This is a genomic window from Xanthomonas sp. NCPPB 3174, assembly GCF_056725205.1.
This window is the reverse complement of record NZ_CM161517.1, coordinates 36,919-52,109: the sequence shown is the minus strand read 5'-3', so window position 1 is coordinate 52,109 and position 15,191 is coordinate 36,919. Positions and strand designations below refer to the sequence as shown.

The 15,191-nt window shown below is 65.1% G+C and carries 9 protein-coding genes; 1 reads left to right on the top strand and 8 read right to left on the bottom strand.

The window, feature by feature from the left end:
* Nucleotides 1-433: 433 nt before the first annotated feature.
* The 5 genes from AC1PK7_RS00225 to AC1PK7_RS00205 all read right to left on the bottom strand — a co-directional run bounded on the left by AC1PK7_RS00225 (nt 434) and on the right by AC1PK7_RS00205 (nt 10,193).
* Nucleotides 434-1,330 (bottom strand): AbiTii domain-containing protein, encoded by an 897-nt coding sequence (locus AC1PK7_RS00225; RefSeq protein WP_481099460.1) that lies wholly within the window; start codon nt 1,328-1,330, stop codon nt 434-436.
* Complete coding sequence (locus AC1PK7_RS00220; protein ID WP_481099459.1) at nt 1,299-2,180, bottom strand: hypothetical protein; 882 nt, start codon at nt 2,178-2,180, stop codon at nt 1,299-1,301. Before AC1PK7_RS00220 ends, AC1PK7_RS00225 begins: the two co-directional genes overlap by 32 nt.
* Nucleotides 2,181-2,190: 10 nt before the next feature.
* A complete protein-coding gene (locus AC1PK7_RS00215; protein ID WP_481099458.1) occupies nt 2,191-2,439 on the bottom strand; it encodes a hypothetical protein in 249 nt (82 codons plus the stop codon).
* Between the two features lie 880 nt (nt 2,440-3,319).
* Nucleotides 3,320-7,159, bottom strand: a complete 3,840-nt coding sequence (locus AC1PK7_RS00210; RefSeq protein ID WP_481099457.1) for a LamG-like jellyroll fold domain-containing protein — start codon at nt 7,157-7,159, stop codon at nt 3,320-3,322.
* A gap of 256 nt (nt 7,160-7,415) precedes the next feature.
* Nucleotides 7,416-10,193 carry a TonB-dependent receptor gene (locus AC1PK7_RS00205; RefSeq protein WP_481099456.1) on the bottom strand — a complete coding sequence of 926 codons (2,778 nt, stop codon included), beginning with the start codon at nt 10,191-10,193 and terminating at the stop codon, nt 7,416-7,418.
* A 295-nt stretch (nt 10,194-10,488) separates the two neighbouring features.
* Here AC1PK7_RS00205 and AC1PK7_RS00200 point away from each other — a divergent pair, with 295 nt between their 5' ends.
* Nucleotides 10,489-11,511, top strand: coding sequence for a PfkB family carbohydrate kinase (locus tag AC1PK7_RS00200; RefSeq protein WP_481099455.1), 1,023 nt, complete (start codon nt 10,489-10,491; stop codon nt 11,509-11,511).
* 330 nt (nt 11,512-11,841) lie between these two features.
* Here the strand turns inward: AC1PK7_RS00200 and fabV are convergent, their stop codons facing one another.
* The 3 genes from fabV to AC1PK7_RS00185 form a co-directional block, all read right to left on the bottom strand.
* Nucleotides 11,842-13,047, bottom strand: a complete 1,206-nt coding sequence (gene fabV / locus AC1PK7_RS00195; protein ID WP_481099454.1) for an enoyl-ACP reductase FabV — start codon at nt 13,045-13,047, stop codon at nt 11,842-11,844.
* A gap of 358 nt (nt 13,048-13,405) precedes the next feature.
* A complete protein-coding gene (locus AC1PK7_RS00190) occupies nt 13,406-14,038 on the bottom strand; it encodes a response regulator (RefSeq protein ID WP_010340637.1) in 633 nt (210 codons plus the stop codon).
* Nucleotides 14,035-15,132 (bottom strand): sensor histidine kinase, encoded by a 1,098-nt coding sequence (locus tag AC1PK7_RS00185; protein WP_481099453.1) that lies wholly within the window; start codon nt 15,130-15,132, stop codon nt 14,035-14,037. Before AC1PK7_RS00185 ends, AC1PK7_RS00190 begins: the two co-directional genes overlap by 4 nt.
* Nucleotides 15,133-15,191 lie beyond the last annotated feature (59 nt).

Genomic DNA, 15,191 nt, shown 5'->3' with positions numbered 1-15,191 from the left:
TGATGATGAGCCACTCGTAGTGCGGGGCCCAGCCATCCCAGTTGCTATCGTAGCAATTGCGGCAGACTACTATGTTGTACCCAGGCAGGGGGCGTCCCGCGGACACCCCGCGGCCGAACTGGAACGACCGCTGACAGCAGATGCACGTTTCAGAATGTTTGAACGACTGCATCGAGCTCTCCTCTAGGGCCTAACACCTGAGTTAAGCCGTGCCGCGAAGCGGCGTCGGCTTGGACGAACTGTTAGGCAGCATTGTGGTCGATTGCGCGCCGGCGGAACAGCAAGAACGCTAGCCGATGCTGACAGGCTACGCAGTACCCGTCTTGGGCCAGCTGGGGTTTCTCGACTTTACTCGCCAATTCCAGTGGAGAAAACAGGGTTAGGTTGACTTAAGAAGTGAACCTAGCCCCGTTATTCCCACTCTTAGAGGGCATTAGCTAAGTGCTCCGAGCGCCGTAATGATGCCTTGGAAGATCGCTGAGCTGGCCAAGCCTTCAAGGATGGACCTCGTGCTGCGCAGGCTTTCCCTAATGACGTTCACGTTCGGCTTGGGTGCAGCAAGTTGGGCCTCCACACAAGCAATATCCGATTTGACCTGCGCGCCCTCTTCCACTGGCAGCTGCGCCTCGTCAAGGCGGCTACGCAGTTCGCCGATGACTCGGGCCACAGCATCGAGGTCCAGCGTTTGTGTGTAGGTTTGGGTTGAGTTGTGAGTGCCTTGCTGGATCTGCGAGTTGTGCATCGTGCCAATGACGCTTCCCAAGCTAGCAACATGCAGAGTCACGTTGCTCGCCTGCCGCTGCTCTTCTGGCGAGAAACTCATGCCTTCGCCCATTATTCCTTGCTCTTCGAGCCCGAGAGCCCATTCTAAGACGGTGTTACGAACCTTATCCACGAGGCCATGGATCTGGGTCTTTGAAAGAATAACGGCTGGCTCAAGTGGGACGTCCATGCCCTTCATCAGGCTGTGCTCGATCTTCTTCGGCAAGCGCACGTAGACCACGCCTCCGTCGCCGTTCGCAATACTCTCCAACTCCGAAATTGCCTGGGACGTGCCACGCTTTGAGAGAAGCTCAGCTTGCCTGGCATCCTTCATCATCAGCGGGACCCAGCCGTGGTAAGGATTATGAACCTTCAGTTCGCCGCGCAGGTTCCGGTACTCGGGAACATCCTTTCCTTCGGGATAGCCGTTTAGTTCATGGCTGAGCCACTCGACCAAATCCGTGACCTTTAGCTTCCGCGCTACGACTAGTGCCTTCCGAAGAAGGTCGGCGGTGCCTACTGACTTATCAAGTGCATCACGCTGCAGTTCTAGTACCAGAGATGTCATGTGTGCCCTCTAACGTTAAAGTTAACAGGCGGCGGCGCCGGAAGAGCGACGACGTCCCGTTGAACGAATAGTTAGCTGTATTTCGCTCAGTTTTCTGATCTTGGTTTTCTGAATTAACTTTCGGTGGATTCACTAGCCAAATAACAATGAATATGGCGATTGCGCCCCCAGCAAAAATTTTGAAGTAACTTCCAGCACCCCTGACTTGTGCATTTACATTTAAAAAGCCCGGGACAATCACCGCAACGGCAGCCAGGCCCAGAGCCAAACATCCGCGAAAAACGAAGCCTTGCCACGCTGTAGGGTTTGGTATAGCCACGGACAGAAACAATATGGCAACCACTGAAATTATGCCAATTGCAACACTAGTGACAATCTGCCATGTTGGCGTTTTTTGAATATCCCCATGAGCTTTCACTTTGAACCCCGAAGTAGGTAAATTATTTTTCACATACAAAGATTCCAATTGCGCCGAACATTCCGCAACAAGATACTGCTTTACTACCCTCTGCATGTTCGCAAATGCGAATTGATCTGGCTCGACGTCCACGCCCCCTAAGGTCTCTCTGTAACTCCTCAAAAAGTTGATGTGGACAACGTAGGCGCCAAGAACGGATTTACACGTTTCTGCAAATCCTGTAACCCAAAGACCGCTATTGTGGGCACCTAGTAGATCACTTGTACCAACAAAGCTCTCCAAATAATTGAAATATCTGCTACCTAGTTGCTGACACTGCAGCAGCTCTTCAATAGTAGGGTTGTAACCCTCCGAATTAATCTTTACCGCTACCGGCGTTAGGAAGCGCAAATACTCGTCTTTAAGTATTGATAGCCGTCCTTCAGCTTCCAAGATGGCCTGCTCATTTGTTCTCAATTTTTGTAGCCATCATCAAAATAGTTATCAAATCGGAGTTGTCCACGCCCTCCATCATTGCGTGTGTGAATGAGCCAACGACGCCAGAAACAATTACCTCAAGCTCGCCTCTTGTGAGGCTACCTTTCTTTTCCCGTATTTTTCTGGCTATTTCCCTCAGATCAGAGCCAGTCGGCGACCAACTCGTAATAAGCAGGGCCGCCTCAATTTCTTTTTTAAGATCAAGTATGGTCATGTTTGTCTCCGCGTTATTTTTTTGTTGCCATCTGAAGTAGGGTTGTCAAGTCAGAATTGTCAGCGCCTGCATATTTGTATTTTCCCGCCCCCGGGCAGTGCTTTGAGACAATTACTTGCCAATCAGCGTCTGTTGGCGCCCTTCCCCGAGCTACTAGGGTTTGAATGTCTCTCTTGATTGCCGCAAGCTGTTGTTCATTTGGTTCAGATGGGGCGGTTCCAAATCTAATTTTTAATGCCAGTGCGAGCCTTTGATCGTTTTGGTTCATTGCTAACCTATGTGTTTAGTAAATATGGCTAACGTTTGACGTGAGAAGAAAATCGGGGTCAGAGTGCTTTTTTGAAAAAGCGGACACGGAGTGGATACCATTAAATTTCGACAACCTTAATTAGCTTATTTCTTTGCCATTACCTATTAATTTAGAAATCAGTAATTATTTCGGCGATATTAATTGTTGGCGCTTGGACTAAGATAGCTACCGCCCTTATGCGAAACAGTGGCCCGACGCGTAGTGGCCACCGTGACTGAAAGAGTGATATGCGCAGGGTGCGCGGACTTGGGCACCCGCGGATGCCGCGGCCAGCCACATGGCAAACCCGGCCAGCACCGCGATGATGGAGACTTTGGTAAACATCGATTTCCCCTGAGTAGATGTGGCGTCCTAGCTTTCCCATTGCAGACTGATGCTCTGCGACGCTTATCGCGCAGGTGCAACCGTCCAATCAGTTCCGAATGGAAGTCCGTTCTCTCCCGCAGAAGATACTGTTCTAGCACGACGTCACACTTTATAGGGAGACAAATGCAGTCGTCGGCCCGGAACATCCCAGATGAAGGTGCCTAGCTAGGGCAGATGGTGTCGTCGAAAGGCACCATGATTAGATCAGGGCACATCCACCACATTATTCCGATGGGTCAGTTCCGCCACGTCGCCCTGGGTGACGATACGCAGCCGAACTCCCTTGGCGCTCTTTCCACCCGGCACCACCAACCGCACCTGCGCCGTCTTCGGCTCCAGATCGCGCGGCGCCTCCAACGCAGGAAACCCCGCCCGCGCCAATTCCCTGCCCCGCGCATCCTCCAACACCACGAACCCAGCCGGCGCATCCACATGCCCCAGGCTATGCACGGTGACTTCGATGGCATCCGCGGTCACCCGCACATCCCCACGCCCGATCCCCAGATCCGGCCGTAGCTCGACCGGCACCGCCGCCGGCGCGACCAGCTCGAACTCCATCACCACCGTCTGCCCGGCCGGGAACTCCACGTCCACCGCCCCGCTCTTCTCGAACGCAAACTCACGCGTAGCGGCCTTGCCATCGATCTTCCCATCGCCATCGCGATCCACGCCCGCACGCATCCGCCACTGCCCGGCGGCGACGTTCCACCCGGTCATCTGCGCCCGCTGCGTCTTGCCGCTGGTGTTGTAGCCGATGACGGTAAAGCGATCCTGCCGCGGCTTGGGCAGCAGCAGCGCCACCTGCACCGCGCCTTCGGGATCGGCGAAGCGCCAGCTGACGGTGTGGCCGGGGTAGGTCTGGTTGCGCTTGAGGGCGACGCCGCCGAGGCGGGCGCGCTGCAGGTTCACGGTGGGCGATTCGACGCGGTCGCTCCACCAGTGGCCTTCGGTGTTCATGTAGAAGGTCTGCAGCTTGTCGCGGGTCTCGGCGCGGTACAGGGTTTCCAGCCAGCGCGGGTCGCCGCTCTGTTCCCAGGCGACGTGGTGAGCGAAATCCGGGGCGTCGTCGGCCTCGGCATCGGCCGCTGTCTTGGTCAGGCTGGCGCCCCAGCTGTCGCGCTTGCCGAGCACGTCGAGGAAGTTCTCGTTGAGCAGGGACAGGCCGCCGGGGCCGGCCTTGGCGACGCGGTAGTCGATGGCCTTGAGATAACGCGTGTCGCCGGTCCAGCGGTAGGCGGCCCAGAAGGTGTGCAGGGTGTCGGGGCCGCCGCTGCCGTCGAACAGGCTGCCGCCGCGGGTCTTGCCGGTGGCCCAGTTGATCTCGTTGGGCAGCGCCCACTGGCCCTTGGCGTCGGTATAGGCGTGGGCCAGGTAGCCGTCGGCCAGGCCGGTGACGATGCGGCGGCTGTTGGGGTCGGCGTTGTAGCCGCCCAGCAGCAGTGCCGGGTGCAGGATCGGGAACGAGTAGGGCTTCTGCCACTGCCAGTTCGGTTCGCGGTAGACCTTGCGCCCGCCGAACCAATTGCTGGCGAACAGCAGGTGGCCCTGCGGGTTGACCTGGATGATGTTTTCGAACGCCTTCACCGTGCGCATCAGCCGCTCCACCGTCAGCGGGTCGCCCCAGTTGAGGTAGAGCATTTCGCTGTTGATGTTGATGCCGTCCTCGTAGGAATGCAGTTCGTCGGTCTCGATGGTGGAGAGGCCGTCGGTGAACATGCCGTTGCGGTAGTTGGCGTCGGACAGGGCGGTGAGCGAGGCGTTGAGCTTGTCCGGGTCCACGCCCATCAGGGCGACGCCGGGCCATTGCTGGGTGAGGTCGGAGTCGTCGGAGATGCCGCCGCCGAAATCGCCGTAGTCGACCTGGCGTTCGTCGATCCACCAGTTGATGTAGCGGCGCGTGGCCTTGAGGTCTTCCAGTTGCCAGAACGCCCAGCCCGGCACGCCCTTGGGCGGCTGCGGCAGTTGCACCGGCAGCGGGCCCTGGTTGCCGTAGCTGATGTCGGCCCAGTACTGGCGGCCCAGCGCGTTATCCGGGTCCACCCGCAGCAGGTCGTGGATGTCGGCATCCAGGCGCGCGTACAGGCGCTGGCGCTTGGAGGTGGTGTGTTCCTCCACCAGGAAGCCCCAGTTGTCCTTGACCTGGTTGAAGCGGTCGGCGATGTGCTCGACTTTCGCCTGGTCGCGCGGCTTGAACAGCAGGCGCAGTTGCGCGCCGTCCAGCGCGCGCGCGTCGAAGCCGGGGGCGGCCGAGGCGATGCTGAGCATCAGGCTGTCGTCGGTCAGGATGCGGTCGCGCAGGTCCAGCCACAGCGTGCGCGCCTGTCCGGGCGCGACCGAGACCGACACGTCGAGCATGTCGCGGCCAGGCCAGATCGGATCCTTGACGCGGATATTGAGCGGGATCAGGCCGTTGTGCGTAGCCGGCAGCTGCAGCGCCGGCAGGTCGATGGCGATGCCGTCCAGGCCGTCGTGCATGTTCTCCCAGCCGTACGACCAACTACGCATCAGCGGCTGCGCGGCCGGTGCGTCGCCGAGGTTGGAGGGGATGAGCACGTGCACGATGGGCAGCGGTTGGACCGCGGTCTTGTCGTCGGCACGCTTGCGCGACGGCGCCTTGGTCGGCAGCGCGACCACGGTGCTGCGCTCGGCCGGCGGGTAGCGCCCAGCGATGTAGGCGCGCAGCGCGGCGAGGTTGGCGTAGTCCGGGGCGATGTCGCTGTGCACGGTGTAGCGCAGCGTGGCGCTGGGGTTGGCCGGCTCGGCGCCGGCGCCCACGTCGTAGGCCCAGATCTCCTGGATCGGGGTTTCCTGGGCGACGTTGGTGAAACGCAGGTGGCCGCCGCGGCGGCGTTCGAACTGGTCGACGCTGCGCACGGTGCCCTGGGCGCGCGCGAACAGCGGCGTGGGCGTCGCACCATCGGCGGCATAGGTGGCCTGGCCGTAGGCGGCGCCGCGCAGTTCGATGCGGTTGAACGGTTCGTCGGGCAGCGCGAGGTCCAGCGCCTTGCCGCCTTCGACGTAGACGTTCCAGTCGGGCAACTGGAAGTAGTCGTTGCGGCCGGGCAGGCGCGAGCGGTTGTAGACGCCGGGCCAGGTGGTCTCGGCGATGCCGTCGGTCGCCTTCCACATCCACTCCTTGAGGTCCTTGGCATCGGCGAACTCGACCTTGCGAATGCGCGTGGATGGCGCATCCAGCGCCGGCGGGGCGCGGCCGTGGTCCCAGCCGAAGCGGTGCAGCCAGGCGTTGCGCGCAGCATTCTCGGGCACGGTCTCGGCGCTGCGCGGCTCCTGCTGCTTGGCCAGCGCAGCGACGCCGGCGGCGTCGAGTATGCGGTCGTAGACGCGGATCTCGTCGACGTCGCTGCCGCGCAGGAAGTTGTAGCGGCTCTGCACCTGGTGCGGCGCCAGCACGCGTGCGGCCAGGCCGAGCTGGTCGAGCGCGGCGTCGAAGTCGAGCGAGCCGCCATCGGCGCAGGCCTGCGTGCAGTCCACGCGCGCCGCCTCCTTGCCGTTCACGTACAGGCGCACGCCGCGGGTCTCGTCCCAGGCGAAGGCCAGGTGGGTCCAGGCGCTGGGCGCGGGGAACTTGTCGAGTTTGAAGGAGACGCGGGTACGCGCCAGGTTGGCGTCGGTGACGAAGGCATCGAAGCCGTGGCCATTCCAGTCGATGCGCAGCCAGGCCATGTCCCAGCTGGTGTGGTCGGCATAGCCGACGCGGAAGATCACGAACGGGGCTTCGCCCACCGGGTAGCGCGAGCGCCAGAAGAACGACAGCGTGCCGCGCTGGGTGTAGAGGTTGCCGGGGGCGTTCCAGGACAGCACGCCGTCGTCGGCCCATTCGATCGCCTGCCCGGAGACGCCGGTGGGCACCAGGGCGATCTTGTCGCGGAAGTTGGGTGTCGGGTCGCCTTGGGCGACATCGGCGTCCAGGCCGTGGTCGGCGGAGACGCGGAACAGGAGTTCGGGAGTGGCGGCTGTGGCGATGGTGGGACACACGAGTCCGCACAGCAGGGCGAAACCGTGGAGCATGCTGCGCAGGCGCATGGGGACTGCAGTGGAAGACCGAGGCCAGCTGTCGCGGCTGAAGCCGCTCCTGCGAGGAGCCGGTGCGCGCGTAGGAGCGGCTTCAGCCGCGACGATGTGGTCGGCGACGGCGCCACTGCGAATTGCCTGTTTCATCTCGCTCCTTTGCGATCGGCGCGCACCGCGACGGCGCGCGTCGATCTCCCTCCCCAGCCCGCGAGTATGCGGGCAGCGGGGCGTTGCCGATGCCGCAGCGCGGCACCGGCGCACGCAGACATCAGAACTTGTAACGCACCCCGATCGCGTACTGGCGGCCGGTCTCGCTGTAGGTCAGCGGCAGCTGCGCGCCGCCCGCGCTGGTCTGCACCCACTCGTAGTACGGCACGTTGGTCAGGTTCGAGCCTTCCAGGCTGATGTCGATCTTCTCGTCGATCTTGTAGGTCAGCTTGGCGTCGACGACATTGGTGCCGCGCATGCCGTGCATGTCGAAGCCGGTTTCGGTGGCCGGCACCTGGGTCAGGTAGCCGTCGCGGTGGGTCAGCGACACGCGGCCGCTGAAGCGCTCGCCTTCGTAGAACAGCGTGGCGTTGTACGAGTTCTTCGACAGGCCGGTGAGGTCGGTGTTGAACGACAGCGCGCCGGTGCCGGTGACGTACTGGATCTTCGACTGTACGTAGGTGTAGTTCAACTGGGTGCCGAAGTTGGCCCACTTGCCCGGCAGGAAGCTGAAGGGCTGGATGTAGTTGAACTCGGCGCCCTTCAGCTTGCCGCCCGGGGTGTTGAGCGGCACGCTGAAGACGAAGTCGTCGCTGGCCGCCGCGCCGGTGCCATCGAGCAGGCTGACCGGCAGGCCGCTGCTGGAGTACGGGGCGATGGTGCGCGCGGTCTGCACGAAGCTGTCGATGTCCTTGTAGAACAGCGCCAGGCCGAGCATCGCGCCTTCCTGCAGGTACCACTCGAAACCGAGATCAGCGGTCTTGGCGCGGATAGGATCCAGGTTCGGATTGCCGCCGCTGACCGTGCGCGCGCCGCCGGCCACGGCGACGGTCACGCCCGGGGTCAGGCTGCCCAGGCCCGGCCGCGTCATCACCTTGGCGGCGCCGAAGCGGATCAGGAAATCCGGGGTGATCTCGGCGACCAGGTTCAGCGACGGCAGGGTGTCGTGGTAGTCGCGCTCGACCGTGGTGTTGATCAGGTTGGTGCCGACCAGGGCGTAGCCGGTGGAGGACTGGTTGGTCTTCACGTAGCGCACGCCGACGTTGCCGGAGAACGGAATCGCGCCGATGTCGAAGGCGAAGTCGCCCATCAACCAGGCGCCGCGGTCCTTTTCTTCCACGCTGCGGGTGTTGACCGCGCGCTCGGTCAGCGTCCAGGTGCCGGTGCCGCTGTAGATGCCCAGCGCATCGGCGATGCCGTTGAGGTCGGGCACCGCCCAGGTCGACGGCGTGCCCTCGATGCCCTTGAGCCCGGCCAGCGTCACCAGGTCGACCGGCACGATGCGGTTGCCGGTGGCGAAGGTCGGCACGCTGGTTTCGGAGGCGCGGCGGAACTCCTTGGTGTCGAAGCCGTAGTTCTTGGCCAGCACGCCGCCCTTGAGGGTGAAGTTCGGGCCCAGGTTCCACTCGAAGTTCAACGAGCCGGTGTCGAAGCTGTTGTTGGCCGACTGCGGACGCATGCGCACTTCGGCCAGGGTCCAGCCGTTGGCGGCGGTCGGGTCGATGCCGTAGTTGAACACCGGCGAGGTGTAGCTGTTGCGGTAGTCGTAGCTGTACCCGGCGACGTTGTTCTTGTCCATGATGATCGTGGTCTGGATCGGGTTCCGGTGCTTGGAACTGGAGCTGCCGATCTCGCCGGTGATCTTGAAGGTGTCGCTGAAGCGGTGCTCGCCGTTGAGGGTGAGCTGCTTGAAGACCGTGTTCCACTCGTCGTGGCGGTTCTCCGAGCGGATGTCGACGTTGTCGAAGCGGCCGTACAGCAGCGCACCAGAGGCCGGGTCGACGTAGCCGTCGCGCACGATCATGTCTGGCTTGCCGTTCTGCGAGCGGCCGCGGCTGAAGCTGATCGCCTCGATGTAGTGCTCGTCGCGCTTGGCGTCGATCTTCGAGTACAGGCCGTCCAGCGAGAACTCGGTGCTGTCGTTGGGCTTCCACTGCAGCGAGCCGGTCACGCCCAGGCGGTTCTGCTCGTGCTCCATCTGCGTGTAGCGCGGGATGCGCGGGCTGAACACGTTGGCGCTGTTGGCCGCGGCGAACGGCGAGGCGGCGCTGTAGCCGTTATTGCTAGGGCCGTTGGCCCAGCGCGTGGTGCCGCTGCCTTCCTCGAGCACCTGGCGCTCGGAATAGGCCACCGACATCAGCGCGCCGAAGGTGCCGTCGGCCCAGGTGTTGGCGACCAGCGCGGCGATGCGCGGATCGGCCTTCTGCGACATGCCGTTGTAGGTGGCCTGGCCGTTGGCGGCGAAGGTGAAGCCGTCGTAGTCGAACGGCCGCGCGGTGCGCAGGTCGACCGTGGCGCCCAGCGAGCCTTCCTCGACGTCGGCCGAGGCGGTCTTGCGCACCACCATCTGGGTGAACAGGTCCGAGGCGAACACGTTGAAGTCGAAGCCGCGGCCGCGGTTGGTACCGCCGCTCTGGTCGCTGGCGCCGACCGTGGTCAGCGCTTCCATGCCGTTGATGCGCACGCGGGTGAAGTCCGGGCCAAGGCCGCGCACGGAGATGTTGCGGCCTTCGCCGGCGTCGCGGGTGATGACCACGCCGGGGATGCGCTGCAGCGATTCGGCCAGGTTGGTGTCGGGGAACTTGCCCACGTCCTCGGCGACGATGGCGTCGACCATGCCCTTTTCGGCGCGCTTGATGTCCAGCGCCTTCTCCACGCTGGCGCGGTAGCCGGTGACGACGACGGTGTCGAGCTCGGTGGTGGCGTCGGCCGAGGCCGTGGCGGGCGGCGCGGACGCCGGCGCCTCCTGCGCCTGCAGCGCACCGGCCTGCAGGGCCAGGCCGATCGACAGCGCGAGCAAGGTAACCGGTGTCTTCCGGCGTTCGGTACGTGATTGCATGTCCTCCCCTCCCAAGGGTTCCATGACGGCGTTGAACTACGGGCGTTGTCGCGATGACACCGCTAGTCAAAACCAACGTTAACAGTTGCGAAACATTGCGGCATCTTGCAGCGCAACAGAGTGGCCTGCGACCGCAGGGTCTTTTCAGTCAATGAGATAGCGCATGATCGCGACGCGGACCAGTGCCGAACCGCGTGCTGCCGCACGAAAATGACACCGCTAGTCAGTTTTTCTGGCCGAGGTGCGCGTTTCGCGGCATGCTTGGCGTCCCTTCGGCCGCCCGGACCCGCCCGCCATGACCGTTTCCCGCATCGTCTGCTTCGGCGAACTGCTGCTGCGCCTGGGCGCGCCCGGCCACGAACGGCTGCTGCAGACGCCGCGGCTGGAGGTGCAGGTGGGCGGTGCCGAGGCCAATGTGGGCGTGGCGCTGGCGCATTTCGGCCATGCCGTCTCGGTGGTCAGCGTGCTGCCCGACAACCCGCTGGGCCAGGCTGCGGCCGGCGAACTGCGCCGGCATGGCGTGGACACCGGCGGAGTGCGCTTCGTGCCCGGGCGCATGGGTCTGTACTTCCTCAGCACCGGCGCCGGGCATCGGCCCAGCGAGGTCACCTACGACCGCGCCGGGTCGGCCTTCGCGCTGGATGCGGGCGACCAGCACGACTGGCCTGCGCTGCTGCGAGGCGCGCAGTGGCTGCACCTGTCCGGGGTGACCCCGGCGCTGGGCGAACGCGGCGCGGTGGCGGCGCTGGCGGCCGCGCAGGCGGCACGCGCGGCCGGGGTGCGGGTGTCGTTCGACGGCAACTACCGGCCCAAGTTGTGGGAAGCCTGGAACGGCGATGCGCCGGGCATCCTGCGCCAGCTGCTGGCGCAGGCGGACCTGCTGTTCGCCGACTACCGCGACCTTGAAGTGGTGCTGGGCCACCGCTATCCGCAGGACAGCGTGCAGGTGCGGGTGGAAGCGGGCGCGCGCGATGCCTTCGCCGCGTTCCCGCAGCTGCAGGCGATGGCCTGCACCCAGCGCGTGGCGCACAGCGTGGACCGGCACAGCCTGGGCGCGATGCTGTTGCGCCGCGACGGCAGCGTCGCGCAGGCGCCGGCCGAAGAGTTGAGCGGCATCGTCGACCGCATCGGCGGCGGCGACGCCTTCGCCGCCGGCGTGCTGCACGGGCTGAGCCGCGGATGGGACGACACCGCCACGATCCGCTTCGGCCTGGCCGCCGGCTGCCTCAAGCACACGCTGCCGGGCGACGTGCTGGCGCTGAGCGAGGCCGAGGTGCAGGCCTGCGTGGGAGCGACGCGGTTCGATGTGAGGCGGTGAGGGGCCGGGAATGGGGAATGGGGAGTGGGGAATCGTGAAGGCGCTGGCGCTGCGGGGTTTGCGTGCGGATTGGCGTTACGGTGTGGCGGATTTTTTAGGCTTGGTGGTGTGCGGGCAGTTCGGGCATCGCGGCTTCGTTTGTCGCGGCTGAAGCCGCTCCTACGGGTGCAGCGCGTGCTCTTGTAGGAGCGGCTTCAGCCGCGACCGGCCATCGCACGTTGGCGATGCGAGGCGCGAAAGAAAACGGCCGACATCGCTGCCGGCCGCATGTTCTCTCCAGGATCCGGGATCACGACGACGCCCGAATCCCCACTCCCCATTCCTGGCTCCTCAGAGCTCCACGCAATCGAACTTCACGTCCGGGTCGACGTCGGCGTCGTAGTCCACGTCCTGGCGTTCGAAGCCGAACAGCTTGAGGAACTCGTGCTTGTAGCCGGCGTAGTCGGTGAGCTGGAACAGGTTCTCGGTGGTCACCTGCGGCCACAGCGCCTTGCAGGCGTCCTGCACGTCGTCGCGCAATTCCCAGTCGTCCAGGCGCAGGCGGTTCTCGTCGTCGGTGGCGGCCGGCTGGCCGTCCTCGCGGTACAGGCGTTCGCGGAACAGGCGGTCGGCCTGCTCGATGGTGCCTTCGTGCAGGCCCTTTTCCTTCATGATCTTGTAGACCATGGAGATGTACAGCGGCATCACCGGGATCGCCGCGCTGGCCTGGGTCACCACCGATTTCAGCACCGCCACGTTGGCCGCGCCGCCGTGCTGCTGCAGGCGCGCATGCAGGCGCTGCGCGGTCTGGTCGAGGTCGACCTTGGCCTTGCCCAGCGCGCCGTGCCAGTAGATCGGCCAGGTGATCTCGGTGCCGATGTAGCTGAAGGCCACGGTGCGCGCGCCCGGGGCGAGCACGCCGGCCGCATCCAGCGCATCGATCCACAGTTCCCAGTCCTGCCCGCCCATCACGGTGACGGTGTCTTCGATCTCCTGCTCGGTGGCCGGCTCGATCGAGGCCTCGATGATCGCGTCCTTGTTGGTGTCGATGGCGGTGGCGGTGTAGGTCTGGCCGATCGGCTTGAGCGCCGAGCGCTTCACTTCGCCGGTGCCCGGCAGCTTGCGCACCGGCGAGGCCAGCGAATACACCACCAGGTCGACCTGGCCGCCCATGTCCTGCTTGATCAGCTCGATGACCTTGGCGCGCGCCTCGTCGGAGAACGCGTCGCCGTTGATCGACTTGCTGTACAGGTCGGCGGCCTTGGCCTGCTTGTCGAAGGCGGCGGCGTTGTACCAGCCGGCGGTACCGGCCTTCTTCTCGCTGCCGGGCTTCTCGAAGAACACGCCGAGGGTGGCGGCGCCGAAGCCGAACGCGGCGGTGATGCGCGAGGCCAGGCCGTAGCCGCTGGACGCGCCGATCACCAGCACGTTCTTTGGCCCATCGTGGCGCACGCCGCGCGCGCGCGTGGCGGCGATCTGCTCGAGCACGTTGCGCTCGCAGCCGAGCGGATGCGTGGTGGTGCAGATGAAACCGCGGACTTTCGGATGGATGATCAACGTGAATTCCTCGTCGGCACAATGCCCGCGGCATCTTAATGTCTGCGGCGGGCGCACAGAAGTCCCGGTGGCAGCACACGGCGGGGTATGGAGCGTACTGCGGGTGTGTGCGCGCGTTCGGGTGGTGTCGCGTCGCGGCTGAAGCCGCTCCTACAAAGGCAGGCAGCGTGGTGGCGGGCGCTGCGCTGGCGCGAGGTGAATCACGCTGGTCGGCGCACCACGCATCGCGCCGTCGGTTGTCGCGGCTGAAGCCGCTCCTACGGCAGGCTGCGACACGGCGCGGTGGCAGCGTTGTGGGAGGGACTTCAGTCCCGACGCGCTGCCCATCGCCGCCGCAGCCCTGCCGCTGGTGCACGCATCAGATGATGCGCAAGGTGATCGCCTTGAGCACGGCGCGGGTGCGGTCGCGGGTGCCGAGCTTGTCGAGGATGGTGGAGACGTAGTTCTTCACCGTGCCCTCGGCCAGGAACAGGCTGCGCGCGATCTCCTTGTTCGAGTAGCCGCCGGCGAGCAGGCGCAGGATCGCCACTTCGCGTTCGTTGAAGGTGTCGCGCGGGGCGTCCTCGTCGCGGTAGCGGTAGCGCGCGCGCACCGGGTCGGTGCTGACCGGCTGCAGCAGGGTCTCGCCGGCGGCCACACGCGCGATCGCCTCGCGCAGGTCTTCCGGCGCGGCGTCCTTGAGCAGAAAGCCCTGCGCGCCGGCGGCGGTGGCGCGCAGCAGCAGGTCCGAGTCGTCGAAGGTGGTGAGCAGCAGCACCGGCGTGCGGTCGCCGCGCGCGCGCAGTTGCTGCAGCGCCTGGATGCCGTCCATGCCCGGCATGCGGATGTCGCTGAGCACCACGTCCACCGGCGTGGCCGCCACCACGTCGAGCAAGGCCTGGCCGTCGTCGGCCTCGCAGGCGACGACGATGCCCTGGGTCTGCAGCAGCGCGCGCAGGCCGGCGCGCACCAGCACCTGGTCGTCGGCCAGGGCGATCCGCAGCGCGCTCACAGCGGCAGCCTCGCGCTCAGCTGCATGCCGCCGAGCGGCGTGCGGCCCAGTTCCAGGCGCCCGTGCAGCGCGGCCAGACGCTCGCGCATGCCGGCGATGCCGTTGCCCTCGCGGATGCGCTCGGCGCGGTGGCCGTCGTCCTCGATGTCCAGGCATAGCTGCTGCCGGTCCTGGCCCAGGCGCACCCGCACATGCGCCGCGTCGGCGTGCCGCGCGGCATTGGTCAGGGCTTCCTGCACCAGCCGCAGCAGGGTCTCGGCCAGGTGCGGATCGGTGATGCGCAGCGCTGGATCGATCTGGAGTTGCAGTTGCGGCCGTGGGAACGGTGCGGCCAGGGCGCACAACGCCGTCTCCAGGTCCACGCCGCGTTCGTCGCGCAGCGACTGCACCACCGCGCGAATGTCGGCCAGCAGTTCGCCGGACAGCCGCTCCACCGTCGCCACCTCCGGGCGTTGCGCCAGCGCCGGATCGGCCAGCAGCAGGCGCAACTGGATGCGCAGGGCGGTGAGCTTGTGTCCGGCCACGTCGTGCAGTTCGCGGGCCAGGCGCAGGCGCTCGGCGTCGCGGGTGCTGTCGGCGAGCAGCGCGCGGGTGGCCAGCAGGTCGGCGTTGACCCGCGCCAGCGCCTCGCGCGCCAGTTCGGCGGTGCGCGCGTAGTGCGCGCTGAGGCCGGCGAAGGCGTGGAAGCCGGCGTAGATCAGCGTGGTCAGCAGCGGATGCCTGATGCCGGCGGCGGACAGCGCCAGGAACGTGCCCAGGTTGGCCAGCAGCGCCAGCGCCAGCACCGGCCGCGGCGGCCACTGCAACGCCACCTGCGCGACCACCACCACCAGCAGCACCGGCGCGGTGCCGACGTGCGGCTCCAGCCAGACCAGGGCCATCGCCGCGGCCGCTTCGACCCACAGCGCGGCGTCGCGCCAACGCGCGGGCAGGTAGTGGGCGCCGAGCAGCGGCAGCAGGAACAGCGTCGCCGCGAGCCAGCGCCAGACGGCCAACGCATGCGTCGCGAACTGGAACGACCACAGCACGGTGGCCACGGTCAGCAGCCCGGCCAGGCGCTTGGGTTCGATCAGGTCGCGCAGGAATCGGTTCATGCGGCCGATGCTGACCGCGGGCCGATGCCACGGCAATGGGGCGGGCGCAGAAAGTGACT

Bases quoted from the DNA above. Each gene is read 5' to 3' on its own strand.
- AC1PK7_RS00225 (WP_481099460.1), bottom strand. From the start codon at position 1,330: ATGACATCTCTGGTACTAGAACTGCAGCGTGATGCACTTGATAAGTCA.
- AC1PK7_RS00215 (WP_481099458.1), bottom strand. From the start codon at position 2,439: ATGACCATACTTGATCTTAAAAAAGAAATTGAGGCGGCCCTGCTTATT.
- AC1PK7_RS00210 (WP_481099457.1), bottom strand. From the start codon at position 7,159: ATGCGCCTGCGCAGCATGCTCCACGGTTTCGCCCTGCTGTGCGGACTC.
- AC1PK7_RS00205 (WP_481099456.1), bottom strand. From the start codon at position 10,193: ATGCAATCACGTACCGAACGCCGGAAGACACCGGTTACCTTGCTCGCG.
- AC1PK7_RS00200 (WP_481099455.1), top strand. From the start codon at position 10,489: ATGACCGTTTCCCGCATCGTCTGCTTCGGCGAACTGCTGCTGCGCCTG.
- AC1PK7_RS00185 (WP_481099453.1), bottom strand. From the start codon at position 15,132: ATGAACCGATTCCTGCGCGACCTGATCGAACCCAAGCGCCTGGCCGGG.